Genomic DNA, 22161 nt, shown 5'->3' on the forward strand with positions numbered 1-22161 from the left:
TCAGCCCATATTTTCGCGTTCCAGCGCCGCTTGCTGTTCGGCCAGCGTCAGCGTCTGGACGATCTCATCCATATCCCCGCCCAGCACGGCGTCAAGCCGGTGGAGCGTAAGCCCGATGCGGTGGTCCGTCACCCGGCTCTGCGGGTAATTGTACGTCCGGATGCGCTCGCTCCGGTCGCCGGTGCCGATTTTCTCCCGCCGCTCGCCCGCGTACTTGGCTTCCTCTTCCTGCATCTTGATGTCCATGATGCGGGCGCGGAGCACCTGAAGGGCTTTGGCTTTGTTGTCGTTCTGCGACTTGCCGTCCTGGCACGTCGCCACGATGCCCGTCGGAATGTGGGTCACGCGCACGGCCGATTTGGTCGTGTTGACCGACTGGCCGCCGGCGCCGCTGGAGCAGAACGTATCGACCCGGATGTCCTTGTCGAGGATTTCGATGTCGACTTCCTCCGCTTCCGGCATGACGACGACCGTGGACGTGGACGTGTGGATCCGCCCGCCCGATTCGGTCTCCGGCACCCGCTGCACGCGGTGCGCGCCGCTCTCGTACTTCAATTTGCGGTACGCGTCAGGCCCGCTCACTTGGAAAATGATTTCCTTGAACCCGCCGAGATCGCTGGCGTTCGCCTCCAGCACTTCCGTGCGCCAGCCCTGGCTGTCCGCGTATTTGACGTACATCCGGTACAGGTCGGCCGCGAACAGGTTCGCTTCTTCTCCGCCGGCGGCGCCGCGGATTTCCACGATGACGTTCTTCCCGTCGTTCGGATCCTTCGGCAGCAGCAGAATGCGGATGCGCTCCTCCAGCCAGGAGCGGCGTTCTTCCAGCTCGGCGATTTCCAGTTTGACCATTTCCCGCATTTCGTCGTCGAGCTTCTCTTCCAGCATCGCTTTGGCCCCGGCCAATTGGTCGAGCACCGATTTATATTCCCGATAGCCCTGATACGCTTCCTCAAGGCCGGATTGTTCCTTGGCATACGATCGAAGCCGCGCGGCGTCGTTCACGACGTCGGGGTCGCACAGCAGCTCGCTCAATTTCTCGTATCGATCCGCCAACGCTTGCAGACGGTCCAGCACTTCTCCTCAACCTCCATGAAATGCCCGCCCCGGAGGGACGCGGCAGATTGCACCCTCTATTATACCACATCCCCGCAACCCCTCGCCTTCCGCCATTTGACCCGCCGCTCTCTTCCCCCGTCGATGAAACAGGCCTCTCCGCTCATCTGCCGGGGCTGCGATACGATCGGGCGAATCCGAAGAGCATGCGTAGAATTATGCTGCATGAATCATTACAATATTCGGTAACGAAAAGAAAACACGGAGGAGGGTGCAACCGATGGAAGAGTCGCGGCAACCGCACGCCCGTTTTCGGAACGCCTTATGAAACTCGACCGCCTGCTCGCCATCACGATGCTGCTGCTCAATCGCAAGCGGGTCAGCGCCAAGGAGCTGGCCGACCGCTTCGAGGTCTCGCTTCGGACGGTCTACCGCGACGTGGAGACGATCCAAATGGCCGGCATCCCGGTCGTTTCTTACGCCGGCACGTCCGGCGGGTACGAAATCATGGACCGGTACCGCCTGGACCGGCAGATGCTTTCCTTCGAGGAGCTCAACTCCATTGTCGTCGCGCTGAGGGGCATCCGGACGACGCTGGACGACCGGGAGATCGAGCCCCTGCTCGACAAGGTCGGCGCGCTGTTGGGCAAATCCGAGCACGAACGGCTGGACGAATCCTCTGACCGCCTCGCGATCGACATCAACCCCTGGAGCAGAGGCGCGGAGGACAAGGAGAAGCTAACCGGGTTGCGCGAAGCGATCCGGGACCGCAAGGTGATCCGTTTCGAATATACGAACGCGGAAGGAGACCGGACGAGCCGTTCCTGCGAGCCGATGAAGCTTGTACTGAAAGGATACGTCTGGTATGTGTACGGTTATTGCCTGCTTCGGCGCGATTTTCGGATTTTCCGGCTTTCGAGAATCCGGGAGTTGGACATCACGGGGCCCGTGTTCGTCCGAAGGGAAATGCCGGCAACCGACAATCTGCTCCGCTGGGACCGCATGATCCATGAATCCGTCCTGGATCTCGTCTTGCAATTCGCTCCGAAAATGAGGGCTCGGGTGGTGGACGAATTCGAACCCGCTTCGATCGAGGATATGCCGGACGGCTCCGTCCGGGTTCGTTTTTCGCGTCCAGACGGCCCTTGGCTTTACCGTTATCTGCTCGGATTCGGCACGGACGTAAGGGTGCTTCAGCCGGCGGAAACGGCTCTCAAGCTCCGCGCGGAAGCCGAAAAAATCGTGAAAATGTATTCCGAAAGCTGACACCCTGTTGTCAGCGGACCTCCCCTATCATGGGGTTGCGGCGAATCGATATCCGTCGCGATAACCAACCCCTGCAAGGAGGAAACGGAAATGTTCAAAACGATTGCGGAATTCACGGCCGAATGGGGCCAAGTTACGGAAGGCACCAAACGGTTGTTCGACACGCTGACGGACGACTCCCTCTCCCAGGCCGTCGGTCCTAACCGGCGCACGTTGGGCCGGCTGGCCGCCCATATCGTCACGGCTCCTCATGAAATGATGTCCCGAACCGGGCTCTCCTTCGAAACGCCTCTCGCATACGATTACATCCCCGAGTCCGGGGCGGAAATCGCGCAAGCCTATCGGGCCATGGAACAAGGCTTGCTGAATGCGCTCCGGAACCAATGGGACGACGCCAAGCTGGCCGAAGTTTCCGAGATGTACGGGGACGAATGGCCGAACGGGTTCACGCTGCGCGCCGTCATCCATCACGAAATCCATCACCGCGGCCAAATGACCGTGCTGATGCGCCAAGCCGGCCTTCAGATTCCCGGCATGTACGGCCCCGTGATGGAAGACTGGGAAGAATGGGGCATGAAAGCACCGATCGTGTAATGCGCCGCCGTCACCGCTAGCTGCCGGCTTCCTCAGCCGGCAGTTCGAAGCCGAAGACGTACCGGCCCGACTCGTGGGTAAACCGGATGGCTCCGCCGTGCAGCTCGACGATGCTCCGGGCGATGGACAGACCGAGCCCGGAACCGGAGGGAAAGACGCTGCTCGTTCTTGCATCGTCCGCCTTGTAGAAACGTTCGAACAGCTTGCTCTCCTGCTCCTTCGTGATCGGCCGGCCTTCGTTCTCGACCGTGATCCGGGCCCTGCCGCGGTCCGCCGCAAGCCTCATCCGCACCGTTCCGGGCTTGACGGAGAATTTCAGGGCGTTCGCGAGCAGGTTGTCGACCGCCCTCCGTATTTTCGCCGGATCCATGGAGACGAACAGGGGCTGCGCCTCGACGGACGCTTCCAGCCGGATTCCGTTCTCCTCCGCGATCGGTTCGTATTCCACCCGGATTTGGTGGATCAGCTCCCGGAAGTCGACCGTTTGAAGCCGAAGCGAGTCCTCTTGGGTCGTGAGGCGGGTGTATTCGAACAGATCGTCGATGAGCTTCTTGAGCTGAGAAGCCTTGTTCCAGGCGTTGCCGACGAAGCGGTCATACTCGGAATCGTCCCGGTAATCCCGCTCTTTGAGCAAATCCAGATACCCGATCAAACTCGTCAAGGGCGTCCTCAAATCGTGGGAGACGCCCGTGATGAGCTCCATTTTCGATTTCTCGATCTCCCGTTCCTTTTCGATCAGGCGCTGCAGCTTGGCAGCCATCCCGTTGACGTTTTCCGCGACCTTGCCCAATTCGTCCTGCCTGGCCGAATCGACGCGATAATGCAAATTCCCGTTTGCGATGACCGCAAGTCCTTCGCCCAACTTCCGCAAATCCCTCACGAAGCGGCGGGTCAAAAAGTAAAAGGCCAAGAGGAACGCGGTCACGTATACGAGCACCGACAGCGGAGCGGCAATTTGCAACGGGATCCTCTTATACTCCAGCGGAACGGCAAAGGACGCCGCCAGTCCGGCCAAGTTGCCTCCGACGAATGCCCAGATCATCCGCGCTCGGATGCTGGATCTTCCGGATATCCGGGCGAGCACGTTATTTTTCAATTTTATACCCCACTCCCCACACCGTCTTGATGTAACGCGGCTCGCGGGGGTTGATCTCGATTTTCTCCCGGAGGTTGCGGATGTGGACCATGACGGTGTTGTCGGAATAACCGGCGGGTTCCTTCCACGCCTTCTCGTAAATTTGATCCGCGTGAAACACCTGCCCCGGGTGGCTGGCGAGCAGCTCGAGAATCGCGAATTCCAGCGGCGTCACGGCCACTTCTTCCCCTCGGACCGTCACGGAATGCTTCGCCCTGTCGACCGTCAAATCCTGAACGGCCAATACGGCCCCGTCATCGTGCCGGGCGTGGAAGCTTTGGCGGCGCAGCTGCGCCTTGACTCGGGCCATGAGCTCGAGCGGGCTGAACGGTTTGGCCACGTAATCGTCCGCGCCCGTGGAGAGGCCGTTGATCTTGTCGATGTCTTCTTGTTTGGCGGACAGGAAAATAATCGGCACAAGCGCCTGCTCCCGGATTTTCATGCAAGCCCGAATCCCGTCCATCTCGGGCATCATCACGTCGAGAACGACGAGGTCGACCTTCTTCTCCCGCACGATCTCCACCGCTTGAGCCCCATTCTCCGCCTCCAGGACCTCGAATCCCTCGTTGCGCAAATACACATGGACGACATCCCGGATTTCCGGATCGTCATCCGCCACCAGAACGGTCGCTTTGCCCATCGGTCTCCCTCTCTTCCCGAGTTTTCGGCCACGGTTGAATCCATTATATCTTCCGGCGGCAGACGTAAACAAAAGCCGGGGGCAAATTCCAGGGAACGAACCGGATCCGCTCGACCCGGAACGAATTGGAAAGCCGCTTCTTCATCTGCAGGGAGTACTGGAATGCGACGAAATAACCGCCCGGCTTGAGCGCCCCTTCGATTTGCCCCAACAGACGCTCCCTTAATTCCGGAGAAAAGTTGAAAAACGGAAGCCCGCTGAAAATGCAGTCCATCTGTCCCGCGCCCGAACCTGCCAACTCTTCCAGCATATCGGCCGCGTCGGAGTAGCAGCGGAAGCCGGGGTAAGCCCGCGTCAAGCTCTCCCTCATGGCCGCATCCTTCTCGAACAAATGCATTGCCGTGCCGGGGAGCGCGCTGCGTGCCAAGTGACGGGTGATCGCCCCGGTTCCCGCCCCCAGCTCCGCCGCCGCGGTCACGGCCGCCCACGGAACGGAGTCCGCCATCGCTCGCCCCAGGAATCCCGAGCTGGGCATCACGCTTCCCACTTGCTTGGGCTGTCGGACAAATTTGCGGAGGAAGAGAAAGCTTTCCCTACTCATGGTCCGTATACCTCAGCTTCCGTAGAGAATCGGGCAACATCCGGCTTCTGGGGCCCGCGAGTAGCCATGCCGCAAGCCGGAACATCACTTCGGCGAACAAGATGCCGGCGGCAACGTCCGCGATGACATGCTGCTTGATGAACAGCGTCGAAGCGATGATGCAAACGGCGGTCGTCAGGACGGCCATTCTGAACCGCGGCCTGAGCACGATCGAACCTTTGATCATCAGGCAGCTGGTCATCACGTGAATGCTCGGAAAACAGTTGTACGGTTGATCGGATCGATATACCAGCGCCGCCAACCGGTGCAGCAAGCCGTCGGACGTGATGTCCGGGCGCGGGACCGTCGTTTGGAATAAGAAGTATACCGCGTAACAAGCCAGCAGGCCCATGCAGATCGCGAGAAGCGTTCTGACGTAGGCGAGATAGCTTTGCCGGAAAATCGCGACCAGCGTTACCGCAAGGAACGGATACCACAAGAGATAGGGGATCGCGAACACGGGCAGGAACGGGGTCCGTTCGTCCAGCGGCGTCACCAGGGAGTGCACTTGATATCCCGAATGGTTCAGCCAAACGTATATGTTGCTCAAGAGCGGGATGGCCAGCATCCACAACAACGGGGCGTTGTTTTTTCCGATCATTTTTTTCTCCACCTCTATCGGATTCATGTTCGAATCCATCTTAGGGGAGAAGAATAAGGAATCCCGCGGGAACTTTCTGAAGAATAAATAAAGAAACGATAAAAACGGATCAAATGAAAAAGACTGCCCTCCTGGTCTTAAAGAGACCTTTGAATGGCAGCCTGGCATGATAGCGAGTATTCGCTTGCGGCAGTATCGTCCAGCAGAATCGGATCGATCGAAACCTGCGGCGGGATGCTCTTGGTGACGGCAGGTCCGTAATAGGCCCGGATCTTCGTTCCTTTCAACAAATCGGCCCACTTGAGCGGTTCGCCTTGCGCGGACACGACCGCCGATTCTTTGCCCGCGTTCAGAACGAGGCCAGGCTTGTAGACGTCTGCTCCTACGTTCCCGAACGAGAGCCGCGTCCCCTCCTCGGAGATTTGGATATCTCCCAGTGCATCCTCGCGGATCAGGCGCTGGGCGCGGATGACGATTTTGTTGGGAGACGCTTGAGGAGGAAAGCTGAGCGCGACGGCAGCGCGATCGTTTTAGTTTTGGTGCGTTGCATGATTCTTTTCCCCTTTCCCTGTGGCTGAATCCGCCAGTCGGTCATTCCTCCTGACGAAGCTGCCGCCGGCAAGGTTGCGGAATGAGCTGCGGCTCAACAGACCGATGCAAAAGGGAGCGGCGGGAGTTATGCTTGCGGGACAGGCTTATCGCGGCCGCTTCGCGTCGGTGGAACGGAGTTAAGCTTGCGGGACAGGCTTATCGCGGCCGCTTCGCGTCGGTGGAACGGAGTTATGCTTGCGGGACAGGCTTATCGCGGCCGCTTCGCGTCGGTGGAGCGGAGTTAAGCTTGCGGGACAGGCTTATCGCGGCCGCTTCGCGTCGGTGGAACGGAGTTATGCTTGCGGGACAAGCTTATCGCGGCCGCTTCGCGTAGGTGGATCGGAGTTATGCTTGCGGGAAGCTTATCGCGGCCGCTTCGCGTCGGTGGAGGAGTTAAGCTTGCGGGACAGGCTTATCGCGGCCGCTTCGCGTCGGTGGCACGTAGTTAAGCTTGCGGGACAAGCTTATCGCGGCCGCTTCGCGTCGGTGGCACGTAGTTATGCTTGCGGGACAGGCTTATCGCGGCCGCTTCGCGTCGGTGGAACGGAGTTGTGCTTGCGGGACAGGCTTATCGTGATGGCTTCGCCTAGGTCGAGAGGAGTTAAGCTTGCGGGACGGGCTTTCCGCGGCCGCTTCGCGTCGGTGGCACGTAGTTATGCTTGCGGGACAGGCTTATCGCGGCCGCTTCGGGTAGGTGGAGCGAAGTTATGCTTGCGGGACAGACTTATCGTGGCCGCTTCGCGTCGGTGGAGCGAAGTTATGCTTGCGGGACAGGCTTATCGCTGATACGGGCTTAGGGTGCAGAGGCTCGAGAGCCCGTACCAACGAACGAAAGGCGGCCCGAAGGCCGCCCCGATACCGCAATCTCGTTATACGTTAAACCGGAAATGCATGACGTCGCCGTCGGCCACCACGTACTCCTTGCCTTCGAGGCGGAGAAGGCCTTTCTCCTTGGCTGCGTTCATGGACCCGGAGTTCACCAGGTCTTCGTAAGAGACGACTTCCGCGCGGATGAAGCCCCGCTCGAAATCCGTATGGATGACGCCGGCCGCCTGGGGCGCCTTGGTCCCCTTGCGGATGGTCCAAGCGCGCACTTCCTGCACGCCTGCCGTAAAGTAGGTGTACAGCCCGAGCAGCTTGTAAGCCGCGCGGATCAAGCGGTCCAGGCCGGACTCGGCGAGACCGAGCTCCTCCAGGAACAGCGCCTTGTCCTCGCCCTCCAGCTCGGCGATTTCGCTCTCGACCTTCGCGCTGATCGGCACGACCTCCGAGCCTTCGGCCGCGGCGAATTCGCGGACGCGCTTGACGTATTCGTTTCCGTCCGCGTTCGCCGCTTCGCTCTCGCTGACGTTGGCCGCATACAGAACCGGCTTGATCGTCAACAGGTGAAGATCCCGGACGAGCAGCTTCTCCTCGTCGGACAATTCCACGCTTCTGGCCGGCTTCTCGTCCAGCAGCGCCTTATGGATGCGCTCCAGCGCCTCCAGCTCCTGGGCGTATTTCTTGTCGCCGCCCTTCAGGTTCTTGCGGGTGCGTTCCATCCGTTTCTCCACGGTATCCAAGTCCGCGAGGATCAGCTCGAGGTTAATGACTTCGATGTCGTGGATCGGATCGACTTTCCCCGACACGTGGGTGATGTTCTCGTCGTGAAAGCAGCGCACGACATGGACGATGGCATCGACCTCGCGGATGTTCGCGAGGAACTTGTTGCCGAGTCCCTCTCCGCGGCTTGCTCCCTTCACCAGGCCGGCAATATCGACGAATTCGAACGCCGTCGGGACGATTCGGTTCGGCACAACGATTTCGGCCAGCTTCTGCAGCCGCTCGTCCGGCACCTCCACGACGCCCACGTTGGGATCGATCGTACAAAACGGATAATTGGCGGATTCTGCGCCCGCCTGCGTAATCGCATTAAACAACGTCGATTTGCCCACGTTCGGCAACCCGACGATTCCACACGACAGCGGCATAAGTTCGACCACTCCTCTACAATTCTCAGCACATTATAACGCAGATTGCACGGGGCCGCCATTGTTGCGAAGGCCAAAACGGCTCCGGCGTCCCGAAGCGGCAAAAAAAAACCGGAGTCTCCCCGATAGGGAGGAGACCCCGGTTCGCAAGATGCATGCACCCTCTAAACCGACATGGATTGGCGCAACCGGCGGATCATCAGCTCGCTCGCCCTCCGGATCGCTTGATCCTGCGACACGGAACGGTGCTGCTGCTCCAGCCCGTCGATCCAACGGACAATTCCGTCATACGCGTATGGCGTTAGCATTTGTTGCTCCAGTGCGGCCTGTGCGACCGCTCGAATGATTGGAATCTGACGACCCACGGATCCACACTCCTTCTGGATCCGATTTTACCATAATTTGGTCCTACGCGCCACTGGCATTTGCTTCTTCCCCCATATGGTCACCAGCCAACCGTTGGACGGTGTTCACTTGTTCCTGGAAAATGCCTTCGAAAATGACCCCGTAAAGCTCGCACAGCAGCTCGACCTCCCGGCTCATCGGCTGGATGCCGTCCACGGTCAACACCACCCAAGTGCTGACCGGGACGCAAATGAGGGAGCGGTAAGGCGATTTGGAATCGTGGTTCGGTTCCCAGTCGTCGTCTTCCGTTACGTCGTCGACATGGATCATCTGCCTCTTGCGAAGGCAGCGTCCCGCGATGGAACGGTGGATGTGCAGCCTGCGGTTTCCGGGATGGGTTTTGGGAAAACCGGAGCTGGCGAATACAAGCAGAAGCTCTTCGTCCTGCTGCACCCACAACGCGCATCGGTGCCTTCCTCCCGCGCTGACCTTGATGTCGGACGACAACGTGTCCAGACAGCGTTGGGACAGCGATTCGATCTCGTTCATGCGGGTCATGAGATTCAGATGGGAGCGCAGCGCGTTAAGCTGATGCAGCAGCGGGCTCAAGTTGCCGCAAGCCGTAGCCAACTGCGACGCGACGTTCTCCTGCCGTTCGGCGCGCCGGATCGCTTCGTGCAGCCGGTCGTGCAGCTGCTCGATGCGGCGGTCCCGGCTCATGATGCTGTGCATGGCCCTCGTGATCCTGGACGCTCCGAACAAAGTCATCCCGAAGAAGATGATCAGCACCAGGAGAAACAGCACGGCGGACACGCTGTAAAACCAGGGCGGCAACTTATCCAGGATTCCTTTCAAAAAACTGTCCATGAACTCCCCCCTTTTCGAATGGCAACCGTTTTCAGTTTATTGCAATTTTTGGATTCCTTCAAGATTCTTAATTCCTAAATTCTGGATAAAGATGCGCGAACGCCACCGCTTTCACGTCCGGGAGACGGAAAACGATGGCGCATGCGGTTAAGACGACTCCGATGAAGAATCGGGTTCGGGCGCTTCCAAAGCGGCCTTCGGAACCGTGACGTTCTCGGACGCGTTATGCTTGCTGTAGGTCCCGCTGAGCGTCTGCGTCAACGTGGAAGGCTTGCCCGCCTCGTACTCGACCGTCATCGACGATTCGATCTTATACGACAGCGGCCAATGCTTGTTCGCGTCAAGCGCGAGCTCCACCTTCAAACTTTCGAGCTTAATGGTTTTCCGAACCTTCGGATCCATGCCGGACAAGTCGAGCGTGCTCTCCAGCACGTTTTCGAGAAACGCCGACGCGGGCGCTCCTTTGCCCTCGTACCGGATGATGTCCCGACCCCCGTTCCGCTCCGTCTGCAACCCGCTGCCCAAAGATCCGACGGCTTGCAGGGCTTTTGCCGGATTCGCCTGGAAATCGGACAGCGTTTTCTTGATCTCGGCCGTTTCCTGCTTAGGCGTCTTGGTCCACTCCTCGATCTCCGGCTCGTAGACGTAATAGGCGTCCGGCACGAGAATCGCGCGGATGCTGTAGGTTTGGCCGTCCATGTCGCTCTTGATTTGCTGGTCGAGCTTAAGCGGCCCCAGCTCCGCGCGGCCTTGCATCTTCACGGAAACGGCCGAGTTGCCTTCCGCGCCCGGGCCGGCCAAATGCTGCACCAAATCCATTTCGAAAGCGTATCTCTTCAGCCCCTGGGCCGCCTCTCGGGCCTGCTCCAGCACTTGGGTTGCAGAGGAGCCGGGAGAGGCCGAAGGCTTCGGGGTAACCGGGGTCGGCGCGGAAGCGGACGGAGTCACCGCCGGAGATCCGGAGGAAGCGCAGGCGGCAACGCCAGCCATGCAGGCGCACGCTGCGATAACGGCGAGAACAAGACGGCCGGAGCGGCGGATGGACGGGAGAGAGTACCATTTCATTCGGATCAACCTCCTCGCGGATAACTTGGGAAGAGAATGCGCACAATCACAGCGTACCCCAGCAAAGGAGAGAGTTTGACTCCGTCAAACTCCCTAATTGGAGGAGGAATCGCCATGGAAAATCGGAAGCATAAAGGCAACTACGACGGCACCGCGCATATGGAGGCGGAAAACCAGGATATGGCGTTCGTCAATGACACGCTCGAGAGAACGAAATCCGTAGCCCCGGTTCCCCGCAAGAAGAAGAAAACGGATTGATGGGGGCCTCTCCGTCCCATTGGTCCCTTCACGGCTTGCCGCGAGTCCCTCTTGTGTAACATACCCGAAACCTCGAAGTCAATCGGACCATCCGCCTTAAATAGAAAAAAAGCCGTTCCCGAAGCTTTCTCTGCCCGGGTGCGGTTTTTTTCTGCGGCTGACCCATTCGCAACAACAGCATGTCAACCTCTATCCAATTGGTCTCTTATCCGGATTCAGCAACTCGATTTGTGCCGGCTCCGTCGTCAGCGATTCATCTCGGCTCGAATGGCAAGATTCATTCGGGAATTCCGTCGCCGCTACCCTGTCCTTTGGTTGTGTCACATTTATGGTATCCTTTCCATGACCAGGCGGTTCGAAACTGTTTGAAATTTCGAATAGAAAAGTCCCGAAGGCGGTAATTTCGATAAATCTGTTCTAAAAATCATATAGAATCTACGCAAATAGCCGGAATCCCCACGATTCTATTCAACAATGCTGTCGTTGTGCCTTGTTGTCGTTGTGCCTTGATGAAGCTCGAGCGCTCAGACTGTCCCTGTGCAAACCACAGTCCGCCCGAGCGCTCCAAAGGCAAAATCGCGGGTGTCCAGAAGGCGCAGCGCCTCGGAATTCCCCTTCCGGGGAAGGGGGATTCCGAGGGCGATCCCTTGGAGGATGGTTAACCATTCAGACCTTCGCCTTTCAGCCAAGCGTCTTTGTCGTAGCCTCTTTCCTCCCAGTAGCCGGTATGGTCCCGGTCGATCAGCTCAATCCGGTTCAGCCATTTGACGGATTTATACGCGTACATCTTCGGTACGATCAGCCGGACGGGTCCCCCATAATCGCGATGGATCGGCTTGCCATCGTGCAGGACGGCGACCATCACGTCGTCCATGTTCGCCTGCTCGAGCGTCAGCGAGTCGGTGTACACCCCGTCACCGGAATAGAGCTTTACCGTGGTCGCCGACGGCTTGACGCCTGCCTCCCTGAGCAACCGGGATAGCGGAATGCCTTCCCAAGTGTTCTTGTATACCGACCAGCCCGTCACGCAATGGAAGTCGCTCACCTGCACGGTTCGGGAGAGCTGAAGGAACTCGCTCCAACTCCAGGAGGCCGGCCGCTCCACCAACCCGTCGATCGTGAACCGCCAAGTGTCGGACGTGAACGTCGGCAGCCTCGTGACCGTATAGACCTGGAACCGCCCTTGCGCGCCGCCGCCGATGACGTTCGCGGAATCCGGCAACGGCTGGGGCGCAGGCAGCATCCGATTCGGATCCGTCTCGGGGACTGCATCCCCTCCCGGAACGAGAGATGACCCTCCGGGCACCGATCCCAGCCAGCGGAAAAAAGAAGGCAGCACGGCCACCGCCAGCGCCGCGCCGAGCGATATTTTCAGAAATTGGCGGCGGGTCAGCCAAGGTCCCGGAACGGACGGACCGGGAGGCACTGTCGGACCTTGCCCGGCAAGCTCCCCCGATTCCGCGGCGTCCGACACGCGCACCGCTCTTCTCTCCGGTTGTTTCATCCACTTCATGCGGGTGACGGAATGATAGAGAATGTAGGGCAGCCCGACGTACGTCAATAATTGATGCGTAAGCAGAGCGACGTTCGCCCAACGGGGCGGGAAATGCCTCAGCTGCCACAGCACGATCCCCGATAGGAGCCAGCCGACGAGCAGGAACAGGACGAAGCCCAGGTTCCCCTTCTGGCGGGGCCGTTGCCTCAGTTGCTTCAAGTGCCGTTTGGCCATTGGCGCGTACAACAGGACCAGAATGCCCGAAATGACGCCGATCGCAACGTGAAGCTGCTTGATCCAAATCCTGCCTTCCCCGAGTTCGCGGATGACTCCCCAAGCGAGCAGCAGCCCGCTGACCGCCAGCGCCAGCACGAGCCAAGCGTTCCAGCGGTGAAGCTCCGCCAGCTGTTTGCCGAATCCCGGCCTTTTCCGGTTCATGCGCTCTTCCTCCTCTCTCGTATCCGAACGGTGAGGCACGCGGATTCCGATGTTTTCTCCGCCGAGACGGTCTTGATGAAGACCGGGTCAGACGGCTCGGGCTCGATCTTCTCCCGGAGCCGCCTGACGTGGACGGCAACCGTCGTCTCTCCCTCGAAATCGATGTCCCATACCCGGTTGAGAAGTCGGTTTCTGGAGAATACTTGTCCGAGATGGCGCACGAACCCGTGCAGCAGGTCGAACTCCTTGGCCGTAAGCTCCGCTTCCCTTCCGTCCAAGGTTACTTTGCGAAGGGCCGGGTATACGGAGAATCCTTGGAAATGGCGGTCTTTCTCCCGTTTCCCACTGTCCATCCCGCGTGCCGGACACCGAAGTTTCCCCCTTGACGGTTTGATACTCAAATTATAGCACACGCACGGTGATGCCTGATGAGGAGCCCCGCATCACCTGGTTTATCTGCCGCGTCCGGTTTAGGGCCATCCATCTTCCCGTCCATCTTGCCGTCATCCATCCATGTACCGCTCACTGCCAACCGCGCTCTAACCACTTCCGTAACGATCCCTTGCATTTTTTTACGAAAAAACTGCGAGCCGATCCGGCGGCTGTCCGAGGAGGGCGGCAACCTGAATTTGGGAGCGAGAAAATGTTCATTTTAAGCGTTTCCGAGCGGAACATCCGAAGAGATTTTGCGTCTAAAAAAATACCGAACAGCAAGGAGGAATGCATCGATGCGCAGAACTATCCCGTTTCTGCTTCTTATGGCGCTTCTGGCGCTTCTGTTATCCGGCTGCGGAAATTCGCAAGCAAACGACGCGAATGCCGGAGGCACGGCCAATTCCGGCTCTATCTCTGAATCTCCTGCCGCAGGATCCCCTTCCGCGGGCACGGGCACGGTCACAACCCCCGCGTCGCCTTCGGCCTCCGAAGAGCCGGCCTCTTCGCAATCCCCGGCTCCCGAATCCGGCGCCGACCAAGCGTTGCTCCGGGCGGCCCGCAACGTCGTGGACGCGCTTCGCGACCGGGACTTGGCGAGCCTGGCGGAGGCGGCGGACCCGCAGCAAGGCATCCGTTTCTCTCCTTACCTCCATATCGACGAGAAAACCTCCCTGGTCTTCAAAGCCGGCGAACTCCCCAGCTTCAAGGACGCGAAGAAGCTCACCTGGGGTTCGTACGACGGCAGCGGAGAGCCGATCGAGCTGACGTTCCGCGATTATTTCGAGAAGTTCGTCTACAATCAGGACTTCTCCGGCGCGCCGATCGTTAACGTGAACAAGCTGGCGGCGAAGGGAACAATGACGTTCAACGGCCCGGACGTGTACCCGGACGCATCCTATGTGGAGTTCCATTTTCCGGGCTTCGACAAGAAGAACGAAGGCATGGACTGGGAGAGCCTGATTCTCGTATTCCGCCCGTCGGGGCAGGATTGGAAACTGGCCGCGATCGTGCACGGGCAATGGACGATTTGACGGATCCATCCCGAATATTTCCTCATCAAGGCGGCAGCCGCGAGCCCTGCGTTCGCGGCTGCCGTTCCGTTTTGCTTCGCTCCTCCGAAGCGGATATGCTAGCCCTCCGCGAATCGCATACATATTTGCATAGCGACAAGACCCGAGTGCATCGAGTCCATCCGGGAGACGCGGAGAGATTGAGCGTACGGACGGGCGACCCTCTTCGAATCTCGTCCCGGCGGGGGGTTCATCGTCGTTCCGGCGAGGGTGACGGACACCGTGCCGATCGGCATGGTTTTCGTGCCGTTCCACTACGGTTCCCTGCACGATACGCAAGCAGCAAACGAGCTGACGCCGGAGTTGTGGGACATGGTGTCCAAGCAGCTTCAATTCAAAAACGGAGCGTACAGGGTAGAGAAACTGACGGCGGAAGGCAGGCGGTGACGAGCATGGCGGGATCGATCCTTGCCTTGATCCAAGCAAGCGTTCAGGCGGCGGCGAAGCTGCAGCGATTGCGGCAAGGCGCGAATCCGTTGCCGGCCCGAACTTCCGGATTATGGCGATAGGAGCGTGCGCTTCATCCTTCCGTCCGTATCTCCAGCCCCAGCTTGCGCGCCGCCCAGGCGGTCGTGCTGGCCTGCACGAGAATCGTCAGCATGATCGCCATGAAGGTTACCGAGGCGATCACGTCCGCATGGGGAACGCCCATCCCCGCGATCATCCCCGAGAGGGCCGCCGGAATCACGCCGGTCTCCCGCACCCATACCATGAAAAGCAGCTCCTTCGGCGTCCATTCGGCCTTCCGGTGCGGCAAAGCGCATGCGTATACCGTAAGCGGCCGCGCGACCGCCATCAGGACGAGCACCGCGATCAGGCTCTGCCACCAGTACTCGGCCACCAGCCGGAAATCGACCTGGCTCCCGAGCAAGACGAAAATGAGCATCCGCATCATGACCGTCAAGTTGTCGGAGAAGTGGGTCATTTCCGTTTCCTTATGCGCCATGTGTACGCCGAACGTCGGAGCGTTGCCCCAGACAAGACCGGCGACGAACGTGGCCATGAACCCGCTCACGTGAAGGAGATCACCGATCACGTAGGCGGCGAGGGCGAGCGCCAGCATGGCGATGGTCGTATAATCTCCGAAAATGCCCAGCATCTTGTGCCCGACCAGATACAGCACGACAAACGCAAGCGCCGCTCCGGCGAGGATGCCTCCAACCGCGGTGTACAGGAATTCCCCGATCATCGGCCCCGCTTGGAGTGCCTGCTTCCCCGTCGCTGCTGCCAGAAGGGCGAACGTCACGATGGAGCCGGTGGCGTCGTTGAAGGCGGATTCGCTTTCGACGGTTTCGCGCACCTTGTCCCGAATGCGGACTTGCCGGAAGACGGGGATGATCGAGGCCGGATCCGTGGACGCGATGACCGCGGCCGCGAGGAATGCGTACAGCCAATCGATTCCGAATGCATAATGGATGGCGGCACCCGTTACCCCAACCGTGATCAGGACGCCCGGTACGCTGAGCAGCCCGACGGTCCATCCGACCTTCTTCAATCCCTTCAGCCGAATATTCCTTCCCCCGTCGAATAGAATGAGCGCGGAACCGGCGACCAGTATGAGCTGGTTCGTAAGGGAGCTGCTCGTTTCGTTCACCCAGTGAAGTCCTTGCCCAAGCGCCATCCCCGCCGCGATGAAAAGCACGACGTCCGGCAGTCGAAGCCATCCCGCGATTTTGCCTGCCAACGTACCCGCCGCGATGATGATGAGAAACAACAGGAACAAGTGGTGAATCATTTCCGTCGCTTGGTTTTCCATACTCGAACGACCGCTTCCTTCTCCTCATGATGGAACGTGCCTGATGCCTCTACCGATCATGCTCCCATCATAATCAACCCGGCAGTCATGGACAAGACCAACGACGAACCGAGTCGGCCCGTAACGATCGGCCCCGTCGGTACAGGGAGCCGCCCGAAACGGAAAAACCGCCGAAGGCGAGAAGTCTCGCGATCGGCGGTTGTGCCATTCAAATGCTCGGAATCAGGCGCAGCCGTTGTAACTTGTTGGGCCCGATTAGACCAAGTTTTGAATTTTGGCTTGCAGAGCGGCTTTGCTTTGCAGGCCGACGAGTTTGTCGACCGGCTGGCCGTCTTTGAACAGGATAAGCGTCGGAATGCTCATGACGCCGAATTGGCTCGCCAGTTCCGGCTCTTCGTCCACGTTGACTTTCGCGATCGTCGCTTGGCCTTTCAGTTCTTCGGCAAGCTCTTCCACGATCGGAAGCTGCATTTTGCAAGGTCCGCACCACGGAGCCCAGAAGTCCAAGAGGGATACCCCTTGCGCGACCGTTTCATTGAAATTGTCTTTCGTGATAGCGACTGCCATTTCACATCTCTCCTTCGGGTAAAATGGAAAACGAGTAAATCGGATATGATGATCGGGCACCTCTAATATGCCCGTTACACCCCGGCTCTAAGCCTGTTGCTTGGCCTTCACCTGCGACAGCATGCGGCCGATCGTGATCCCTTCGAAATACGCCTCCAGCTGGCGGTCCGCCCCGCAGAACACGGCGTTCATGACTTCCGCCATGTTGGAGCTGACGACGCAATCTTTCTCCGGATCGCCGCTGCACCAGCTTGGCGCCAAGGAACCTGCCGCCAGCGAGCGATACACGTCCGCCAGGGTCACTTCGTCCGGATCGCGGGACAGCCGGTATCCGCCGCCGGATCCTTCACGGGTTCCGATGAAGCCGTGCTTGCGGAGGCAGCCCATCACTTTGCGGACCCGGACCGGATTGGTGCAGACGTTCTCGGCGATCTCCTCGCTCGTTGCCATTCCTTCGGGTCGGTGAGCCAGCAGCACGAGACTGTGAACGGCTATGACGAATTCACTGTTCATGGCTTCTCCTCCCCGCCGGATACTGTAATAATATCAGTTACAGTTGAATTTGTCAACGAGTCGCCGCTGCCATTCGGTATGGTTCCGCTCCGCCCAGCGTTTTATGACGGACGGCCGCTCTTAGAAATCGAAGTTGTCCGGGTCCGCCCCGAACCTGCGGTCCTCGTTTAAGGAATCGATACGGTTCATGTCCTCGGGCGCCAGCTCGAAATCGAACACGTCCGCGTTCTCGCGGATCCGGGATTCCCGTACCGATTTGGGAATCGTCACGACGCCTTGCTGCAGGTGCCAACGGATCACGATCTGGGCCGGCGTCTTTCCGTATTGGGCGGCAAGCTCCTGAAGGAGCGGAAGATCGAGGTTGCCTCGCATGAGCGGCCGCCAGGATTCGATCTGGATGCCTTCCTTGCGGCAGAACATCTGCAGCTTCTTCTGTGTCAGCATCGGATGGAGCTCGACCTGGTTCACCATCGGCTTGATGCGGCAGGAGCCCATCAGGTCCTCGAGGTGGTGGATGTGGAAGTTGCTGACGCCGATCGCCCGGACTTTGCCTTGGTCGTACAGCTCTTCCATTGCGCGGTATGTATCCTTATATTTGCCCTTCACCGGCCAATGTACCAAATATAGGTCGACATAGCCCAGATCCAGCTGCTTGGCGCTCTCTTCGAACGCCCGGAGCGTATTATCGTAGCCTTGCTGGTTGTTCCACACCTTGGTCGTGATGAACAAGTTCCCGCGAGGAATCCCGGATGCCCGGACGGCGCGGCCGACACCCGCTTCGTTGCCGTACATCGAAGCCGTGTCGACGCCCAGATATCCGGCTTTCAATGCCTCGGAGACGGCCTTCTCCACCTCTTCGCCCTCTTGGGTCCGCCATACGCCCAAGCCCAGACGCGGCATTTCCACGCCGTTCAGCAGCTCGGCTTTCGATTCGATCGTCAATTTCACGTTCATTCCTCCTCTAATAGGGAGTTTGACGGAGTCAAACTCTCACCGCTTCAGGGAGTTTGACGTCTTATAGGGAGCTTGCATGAGCAAACTCTCCCCGCTCAAACTCTCTCCTCACGCAAAACCAAACGCTCTCCATTTTACCATGCCCCCGAGCAGGCCGCACGTTGTACCGAGGCCTTTCGTCTGCCATACTGGGGATACCGCGTTACCATTCCGAAAGACGAGGTGAGCTGCTCCGTGAAAATCGATGTGTATTCCGATATGATCTGCCCTTGGTGCCGGATCGGCAAGAAAAACATGTACGACGCGATCATGGCGTGGGCCTCCGAAGTGAACGAAACGATTCCCGTGACCTACCGCGCCTACCAGCTGGATCCGACGCTTCCTCCGGAAGGCAAGCCGTTCCGTCAAGAGATGGAAGCCAAGTTCGGCGGAGCCGGGCGGCTGGATCCGATGCTGCAGAGGGTGACCGAAGCGGGCGCCGGCATCGGCCTCACGTTCCGCTTCGACCGAGTTACGCGGATGCCGAATACGCTCCTGGCCCACCGGATCACCGCGATCCTCCCCGCGGAACTCCGGCAACCGTGGGTCGACGCCGTCATGGACGCCCATTTCGAGGAGGGCCGGGATATCGCGCAGGCGGACGTGCTGTTCGAACTGGCTTCCGGCATCGGAGCGGATCCGGAAGACCTTCGTCCGCGTTTAGCGGCCGGGGAAGGCACGGCCGAGGTCGAACGCGATTTCGAGACGGCGAGGAACCTGGGCATTACCGGCGTGCCGTTCTTCATTATCAACGGAAAGTACGCCTTGTCCGGCGCTTACCCTTCGGCGCAATTCCTCGCCGCCTTCCGGAAGATCGCCCAGGAAGAAGCCGCTTCTTCCCCATCCGCCGAATCTTGAGCATGCGGAAACACCCGAACAGGGTGTTTTTTATTTCCTAGAATGGAACTGCCCCGCTTCGAAATCCACTTTACACAACGTTCGTAAACGATTCCCATTTTTACAAGTCCATGCACTCCGTCTAATCTCCTTTTTACATGGGCCGCCTATGCTTGTATTGTTGGGCCAATCATGTACTGGGGAGTGTGCACGAATGGAAAAACAAATGGACCGCCGCAAGTTCTTGTCTTACCTGGGGACGGGTGCCGCCGCGCTGGCCGCCGCATCGGCCGGACTGGGCACTCTGGAAGGCAAAGCTTCCGCGGCATCGAAAACCGCAGACCATCTGTTCGGATTCAAAACGAACCGGGTGAGCGGGTACTTCGAGCCGATCCAGCCTTCGAGCGAAGATCAGCTCATTCTTCCGAAAGGCTTTCAATATGACGTGGTAGCCGCGTTCGACGACGTCATCAACAAGGACGGGGACAAATTCGGCCAAGGCTGCGATTACAACGCGTTCTTCCCGATTGACGGCTCGAATAACCGCGGACTGCTGGTCACCAATCACGAGTACACGAACATTTTCCTCCACGGTCCGATCAAGGACGGCAAAATGACGGCCGAGCAAATCAAAAACGAGCTGTACTATCAAGGCATGTCGGTCATCGAAGTGTATCAGGACGAGAACGGCGCGTGGAAAATGGACACGAAGTCCAAATACGCCCGCCGCATCAACGGCTTCTCGAAATTCGAGCTAACCGGTCCGGCCAAAGGGTCTTCCGCGGTGGGCAACGTCTCCACCGTCACGGGCACGTTCGCCAACTGCTCCGGGGGCGTCACGCTGTGGAACACGGTCATGTCCTGCGAGGAGAACTTCTCCACCACCGCGTCTGCCGCAAGCCTCAATGCCACGCACTACGGATGGGTCGTCGAGATGGATCCGTTCGATGGTTCGTTCCTGCGGAAGCATACGGCGCTCGGCCGTTTCAACCACGAGAACACCGCCATGGGACTGGCCAAAGACGGCCGCGTCGTCGTCTACATGGGCGATGACAAGAAAGACGCCTGCGTTTACAAATTCGTTTCCAAAAACAAGTACAACCCGAGCGCCGGGAAGGGCAACTCGAACCTGCTCTCCGAAGGCACGCTGTACGTGGCGAACCTGAAGAAGGGCCAATGGATCGCGCTCACGATCGAAGCCGTCAAGAAAGTGCTCGAGAGCGCCAGCTTCAAAGCGCCTTCCGGCGTGAAGGGCACGAAGGAAGACCTGCTGAAGATGTTCCAAACTCAAGGGGACGTCGTCACGAACTGCCATGAAGCGGCTCTGCTGCTGGGCGGCATGCCGACCGACCGTCCGGAAGATATCGAGATTTCGCCGTTCGACAACACCGTGTTCATCTGCCACACGAATAACGACAACCACGGCAACATCCACGGTCACATCACCCGCATTTTCGAAAAAGACAACGATTTGGGCGCCACCGAGTTCGACTTCGAAATTTTCGCGGCAGGGGGCCGGCAATCGGGCTTCAGCTCCCCAGACAACCTGGCTTTCGATTCGAACGGCAACCTATGGGTCGTGACGGACATTTCCTCGAGCAGCCTGGGCAAAGGCGTGTACACCCCCTTCATGAACAACGGCTTGTTCGTCATCCCGACCTCGGGTCCGAGCAAAGGCGACGCGCTGCAGTTCGCTTCCGGGCCGGTTGAGTGCGAAATGACGGGACCGTTCTTCACGCCGGACGAAAGAACGTTGTTCCTGTCCATTCAGCATCCGGGCGAAGAAACGTCCGACCTCAGCAAGCCCACCAGCCTGTGGCCGCACCGCCCGGGCGATAAAATCCCGCGCGAAGCGGTCGTGGCGATCCGCGGCTTCAAGCTCGGCTAATTCGCGAAACCTTAAATAGGAGGCTTTCCCTATGCCATTCGGAAATATCGGGATCGGCGGACTTATCCTGATCCTCATCATCGCATTGATTATTTTCGGACCGTCCAAGCTGCCGGAGCTCGGCCGCGCCTTCGGACGCACGCTCAGCGAGTTCAAGAACGCGACCCGGGAGATGGTGAACGGCTCCTCCTCCTCCGATCAAGAGGAGAAGGCCGGCAACAAAGAAGCGGCTGCCGCTTCGGAAGCGGCTCCGCGCCTGGTCTCGGCCGAATCCAAGCAAGGGTAGGCGAACGCGGGTGAAAGGGAAGGGGCAAGGAAACAACCCGGAAACCAGCTTCGTCGGCCACCTGGACGAGATGCGCCGCCGCTTGATTTTTACCCTGATCGCGTTCGCGGTCTCGCTGTGCGGCGCATTCCTCTACGTGCAGGAGATTTACCGGTGGCTGGTGCGGAATTTGGATCAGAAGCTGGCCATCCTGGCGCCTTCCGACGTCTTGTGGGTGTACCTGAAGCTGGCGGGCGTGGTCGCCATTGCCGTCACGCTGCCGATCGCCGGTTACCAGATCTGGCGGTTCGTGTCGCCGGCTCTGCGGCCCCAAGAGCGTCGGGCGACGCTGGCCTATATCCCGTGGCTGGCCGTCCTGTTCGTCGCGGGGATCGCATTCGGCTACTGGATCATCTATCCGATGGTGCTTCAGTTTCTGGAAAGCATGTCGGGCGATTTCGAAACCGTGTATACGGCGGACAAGTATTTCTCGTTCATGCTCAGCGTGACGGTTCCGTTCGGCCTGCTGTTCGAAATGCCGGTGACGGTCATGTTCCTGACCCGCCTCGGGATCCTGAATCCCGCCCGGCTCGCCAAAGCCCGCAAGCTGTCCTATTTCGCGCTGACCGTGACGGCCGTACTGATCACGCCGCCGGACATCGTGTCCGACATCATCGTCGTGATCCCGCTGTTCCTGCTGTACGAAGTGAGCGTCGCGTTGTCGAAAATCATTTACCGGAAACGGATAGAAACAAGGGCAGAGGCCGCGTGAATGCGCGGTCTCTTTTTTATTTCGCCTATGCATCTCGCAGAGCTATGAATATAGGGTACGCGAGCCGCTTTTTTACCGACTGCCTCGCGAATCCGCGAAAATAGTGT

25 protein-coding genes are annotated in these 22161 nt (G+C 59.1%); 9 read left to right on the forward strand and 16 right to left on the reverse strand.

The genetic code is table 11. From position 1 onward, the window contains the following. Nucleotides 1-1074 (reverse strand): peptide chain release factor 1, encoded by a 1074-nt coding sequence (prfA, locus tag GE107_RS07810; RefSeq protein WP_219639132.1) that lies wholly within the window; start codon nt 1072-1074, stop codon nt 1-3. A gap of 303 nt (nt 1075-1377) precedes the next feature. Here prfA and GE107_RS07815 point away from each other — a divergent pair, with 303 nt between their 5' ends. Both GE107_RS07815 and GE107_RS07820 read left to right on the forward strand, forming a co-directional pair. Further along, complete coding sequence (locus GE107_RS07815; protein WP_219639133.1) at nt 1378-2319, forward strand: helix-turn-helix transcriptional regulator; 942 nt, start codon at nt 1378-1380, stop codon at nt 2317-2319. 90 nt (nt 2320-2409) lie between these two features. Beyond that, entirely contained in the window at nt 2410-2913 is a 504-nt protein-coding gene (locus GE107_RS07820) for a DinB family protein (RefSeq protein WP_219639134.1), read from the forward strand. Nucleotides 2914-2929: 16 nt separating this feature from the next. Here GE107_RS07820 and GE107_RS07825 read toward each other — a convergent pair whose 3' ends face one another. From GE107_RS07825 to GE107_RS07865, 9 genes are all read right to left on the reverse strand, one after another. After that, entirely contained in the window at nt 2930-4009 is a 1080-nt protein-coding gene (locus GE107_RS07825; RefSeq protein WP_255570312.1) for a sensor histidine kinase, read from the reverse strand. Further along, nucleotides 3999-4688, reverse strand: coding sequence for a response regulator transcription factor (locus GE107_RS07830; RefSeq protein ID WP_219639135.1), 690 nt, complete (start codon nt 4686-4688; stop codon nt 3999-4001). The genes GE107_RS07825 and GE107_RS07830 overlap by 11 nt, the downstream gene beginning before the upstream one ends. A gap of 43 nt (nt 4689-4731) precedes the next feature. Further along, nucleotides 4732-5289 carry a class I SAM-dependent methyltransferase gene (locus GE107_RS07835; protein ID WP_219639136.1) on the reverse strand — a complete coding sequence of 186 codons (558 nt, stop codon included), beginning with the start codon at nt 5287-5289 and terminating at the stop codon, nt 4732-4734. Continuing rightward, entirely contained in the window at nt 5282-5929 is a 648-nt protein-coding gene (locus tag GE107_RS07840; protein ID WP_219639137.1) for a phosphatase PAP2 family protein, read from the reverse strand. Before GE107_RS07840 ends, GE107_RS07835 begins: the two co-directional genes overlap by 8 nt. Before the next feature lie 137 nt (nt 5930-6066). Further along, nucleotides 6067-6255 carry a hypothetical protein gene (locus tag GE107_RS07845; protein WP_219639138.1) on the reverse strand — a complete coding sequence of 63 codons (189 nt, stop codon included), beginning with the start codon at nt 6253-6255 and terminating at the stop codon, nt 6067-6069. 1134 nt (nt 6256-7389) lie between these two features. Then, nucleotides 7390-8490 (reverse strand): redox-regulated ATPase YchF, encoded by a 1101-nt coding sequence (gene ychF / locus GE107_RS07850; protein WP_219639139.1) that lies wholly within the window; start codon nt 8488-8490, stop codon nt 7390-7392. A 164-nt stretch (nt 8491-8654) separates the two neighbouring features. Then, nucleotides 8655-8855 (reverse strand): hypothetical protein, encoded by a 201-nt coding sequence (locus GE107_RS07855; protein ID WP_219639140.1) that lies wholly within the window; start codon nt 8853-8855, stop codon nt 8655-8657. Nucleotides 8856-8898: 43 nt separating this feature from the next. Beyond that, nucleotides 8899-9702 carry a GAF domain-containing protein gene (locus GE107_RS07860; protein WP_219639141.1) on the reverse strand — a complete coding sequence of 268 codons (804 nt, stop codon included), beginning with the start codon at nt 9700-9702 and terminating at the stop codon, nt 8899-8901. Between the two features lie 147 nt (nt 9703-9849). After that, nucleotides 9850-10767 (reverse strand): DUF6612 family protein, encoded by a 918-nt coding sequence (locus tag GE107_RS07865; RefSeq protein WP_219639142.1) that lies wholly within the window; start codon nt 10765-10767, stop codon nt 9850-9852. Between the two features lie 114 nt (nt 10768-10881). Here GE107_RS07865 and GE107_RS07870 point away from each other — a divergent pair, with 114 nt between their 5' ends. Further along, on the forward strand, nt 10882-11025 hold the full coding sequence (locus GE107_RS07870) for a hypothetical protein (protein ID WP_219639143.1): 144 nt from the start codon (nt 10882-10884) through the stop codon (nt 11023-11025). A 658-nt stretch (nt 11026-11683) separates the two neighbouring features. On the opposite strand, the gene GE107_RS07875 is transcribed toward GE107_RS07870, so the two are convergent. After that, nucleotides 11684-12958, reverse strand: coding sequence for a molybdopterin-dependent oxidoreductase (locus GE107_RS07875; protein ID WP_219639144.1), 1275 nt, complete (start codon nt 12956-12958; stop codon nt 11684-11686). Next, on the reverse strand, nt 12955-13311 hold the full coding sequence (locus GE107_RS07880; protein WP_219639145.1) for a winged helix-turn-helix domain-containing protein: 357 nt from the start codon (nt 13309-13311) through the stop codon (nt 12955-12957). The genes GE107_RS07875 and GE107_RS07880 overlap by 4 nt, the downstream gene beginning before the upstream one ends. Nucleotides 13312-13686: 375 nt before the next feature. On the opposite strand from GE107_RS07880, the gene GE107_RS07885 reads away from it, so the two are divergent. Together GE107_RS07885 and GE107_RS26465 are read left to right on the forward strand one after the other, a co-directional pair. Beyond that, on the forward strand, nt 13687-14424 hold the full coding sequence (locus GE107_RS07885; RefSeq protein ID WP_219639146.1) for a hypothetical protein: 738 nt from the start codon (nt 13687-13689) through the stop codon (nt 14422-14424). 261 nt (nt 14425-14685) lie between these two features. Then, entirely contained in the window at nt 14686-14850 is a 165-nt protein-coding gene (locus GE107_RS26465) for a hypothetical protein (RefSeq protein WP_370636304.1), read from the forward strand. 133 nt (nt 14851-14983) lie between these two features. Here the strand turns inward: GE107_RS26465 and GE107_RS07895 are convergent, their stop codons facing one another. From GE107_RS07895 to GE107_RS07910, 4 genes are all read right to left on the reverse strand, one after another. Continuing rightward, nucleotides 14984-16219 (reverse strand): cation:proton antiporter, encoded by a 1236-nt coding sequence (locus GE107_RS07895; RefSeq protein ID WP_219639147.1) that lies wholly within the window; start codon nt 16217-16219, stop codon nt 14984-14986. A gap of 255 nt (nt 16220-16474) precedes the next feature. Continuing rightward, on the reverse strand, nt 16475-16786 hold the full coding sequence (trxA, locus tag GE107_RS07900) for a thioredoxin (RefSeq protein ID WP_219639148.1): 312 nt from the start codon (nt 16784-16786) through the stop codon (nt 16475-16477). Between the two features lie 87 nt (nt 16787-16873). After that, a complete protein-coding gene (locus GE107_RS07905; RefSeq protein ID WP_219639149.1) occupies nt 16874-17299 on the reverse strand; it encodes an RrF2 family transcriptional regulator in 426 nt (141 codons plus the stop codon). 120 nt (nt 17300-17419) lie between these two features. Then, entirely contained in the window at nt 17420-18253 is an 834-nt protein-coding gene (locus GE107_RS07910; protein ID WP_370636306.1) for an aldo/keto reductase, read from the reverse strand. 234 nt (nt 18254-18487) lie between these two features. On the opposite strand from GE107_RS07910, the gene GE107_RS07915 reads away from it, so the two are divergent. The 4 genes from GE107_RS07915 to tatC all read left to right on the forward strand — a co-directional run bounded on the left by GE107_RS07915 (nt 18488) and on the right by tatC (nt 22054). Continuing rightward, the gene (locus GE107_RS07915; RefSeq protein ID WP_219639151.1) at nt 18488-19150 is read left to right on the forward strand and encodes a DsbA family oxidoreductase; all 663 of its coding nucleotides are present in this window, start codon (nt 18488-18490) and stop codon (nt 19148-19150) included. A gap of 193 nt (nt 19151-19343) precedes the next feature. Next, nucleotides 19344-21017 carry a PhoX family protein gene (locus GE107_RS07920; RefSeq protein WP_219639152.1) on the forward strand — a complete coding sequence of 558 codons (1674 nt, stop codon included), beginning with the start codon at nt 19344-19346 and terminating at the stop codon, nt 21015-21017. A gap of 31 nt (nt 21018-21048) precedes the next feature. Continuing rightward, nucleotides 21049-21303: a twin-arginine translocase TatA/TatE family subunit gene (tatA, locus tag GE107_RS07925; protein WP_219639153.1), complete on the forward strand. Its 255-nt coding sequence runs from the start codon at nt 21049-21051 to the stop codon at nt 21301-21303. 10 nt (nt 21304-21313) lie between these two features. Next, nucleotides 21314-22054, forward strand: coding sequence for a twin-arginine translocase subunit TatC (tatC, locus tag GE107_RS07930; RefSeq protein ID WP_370636307.1), 741 nt, complete (start codon nt 21314-21316; stop codon nt 22052-22054). Nucleotides 22055-22161 lie beyond the last annotated feature (107 nt).

Origin of the sequence: Cohnella sp. CFH 77786 (assembly GCF_019400745.1) — a bacterium.
Lineage (GTDB): Bacteria > Bacillota > Bacilli > Paenibacillales > Paenibacillaceae > Cohnella.

Bases quoted from the DNA above. Each gene is read 5' to 3' on its own strand.
- trxA (WP_219639148.1), bottom strand. From the start codon at position 16,786: ATGGCAGTCGCTATCACGAAAGACAATTTCAATGAAACGGTCGCGCAA.
- GE107_RS07830 (WP_219639135.1), bottom strand. From the start codon at position 4,688: ATGGGCAAAGCGACCGTTCTGGTGGCGGATGACGATCCGGAAATCCGG.
- GE107_RS07820 (WP_219639134.1), top strand. From the start codon at position 2,410: ATGTTCAAAACGATTGCGGAATTCACGGCCGAATGGGGCCAAGTTACG.
- GE107_RS07920 (WP_219639152.1), top strand. From the start codon at position 19,344: ATGGAAAAACAAATGGACCGCCGCAAGTTCTTGTCTTACCTGGGGACG.
- GE107_RS07865 (WP_219639142.1), bottom strand. From the start codon at position 10,767: ATGAAATGGTACTCTCTCCCGTCCATCCGCCGCTCCGGCCGTCTTGTT.
- GE107_RS07840 (WP_219639137.1), bottom strand. From the start codon at position 5,929: ATGATCGGAAAAAACAACGCCCCGTTGTTGTGGATGCTGGCCATCCCG.
- GE107_RS07860 (WP_219639141.1), bottom strand. From the start codon at position 9,702: ATGGACAGTTTTTTGAAAGGAATCCTGGATAAGTTGCCGCCCTGGTTT.
- GE107_RS07905 (WP_219639149.1), bottom strand. From the start codon at position 17,299: ATGAACAGTGAATTCGTCATAGCCGTTCACAGTCTCGTGCTGCTGGCT.
- GE107_RS07880 (WP_219639145.1), bottom strand. From the start codon at position 13,311: ATGGACAGTGGGAAACGGGAGAAAGACCGCCATTTCCAAGGATTCTCC.
- ychF (WP_219639139.1), bottom strand. From the start codon at position 8,490: ATGCCGCTGTCGTGTGGAATCGTCGGGTTGCCGAACGTGGGCAAATCG.
- GE107_RS07875 (WP_219639144.1), bottom strand. From the start codon at position 12,958: ATGAACCGGAAAAGGCCGGGATTCGGCAAACAGCTGGCGGAGCTTCAC.
- GE107_RS07895 (WP_219639147.1), bottom strand. From the start codon at position 16,219: ATGGAAAACCAAGCGACGGAAATGATTCACCACTTGTTCCTGTTGTTT.
- GE107_RS07870 (WP_219639143.1), top strand. From the start codon at position 10,882: ATGGAAAATCGGAAGCATAAAGGCAACTACGACGGCACCGCGCATATG.
- tatA (WP_219639153.1), top strand. From the start codon at position 21,049: ATGCCATTCGGAAATATCGGGATCGGCGGACTTATCCTGATCCTCATC.
- GE107_RS07815 (WP_219639133.1), top strand. From the start codon at position 1,378: ATGAAACTCGACCGCCTGCTCGCCATCACGATGCTGCTGCTCAATCGC.
- GE107_RS07835 (WP_219639136.1), bottom strand. From the start codon at position 5,289: ATGAGTAGGGAAAGCTTTCTCTTCCTCCGCAAATTTGTCCGACAGCCC.
- GE107_RS07885 (WP_219639146.1), top strand. From the start codon at position 13,687: ATGCGCAGAACTATCCCGTTTCTGCTTCTTATGGCGCTTCTGGCGCTT.
- GE107_RS07910 (WP_370636306.1), bottom strand. From the start codon at position 18,253: ATGAACGTGAAATTGACGATCGAATCGAAAGCCGAGCTGCTGAACGGC.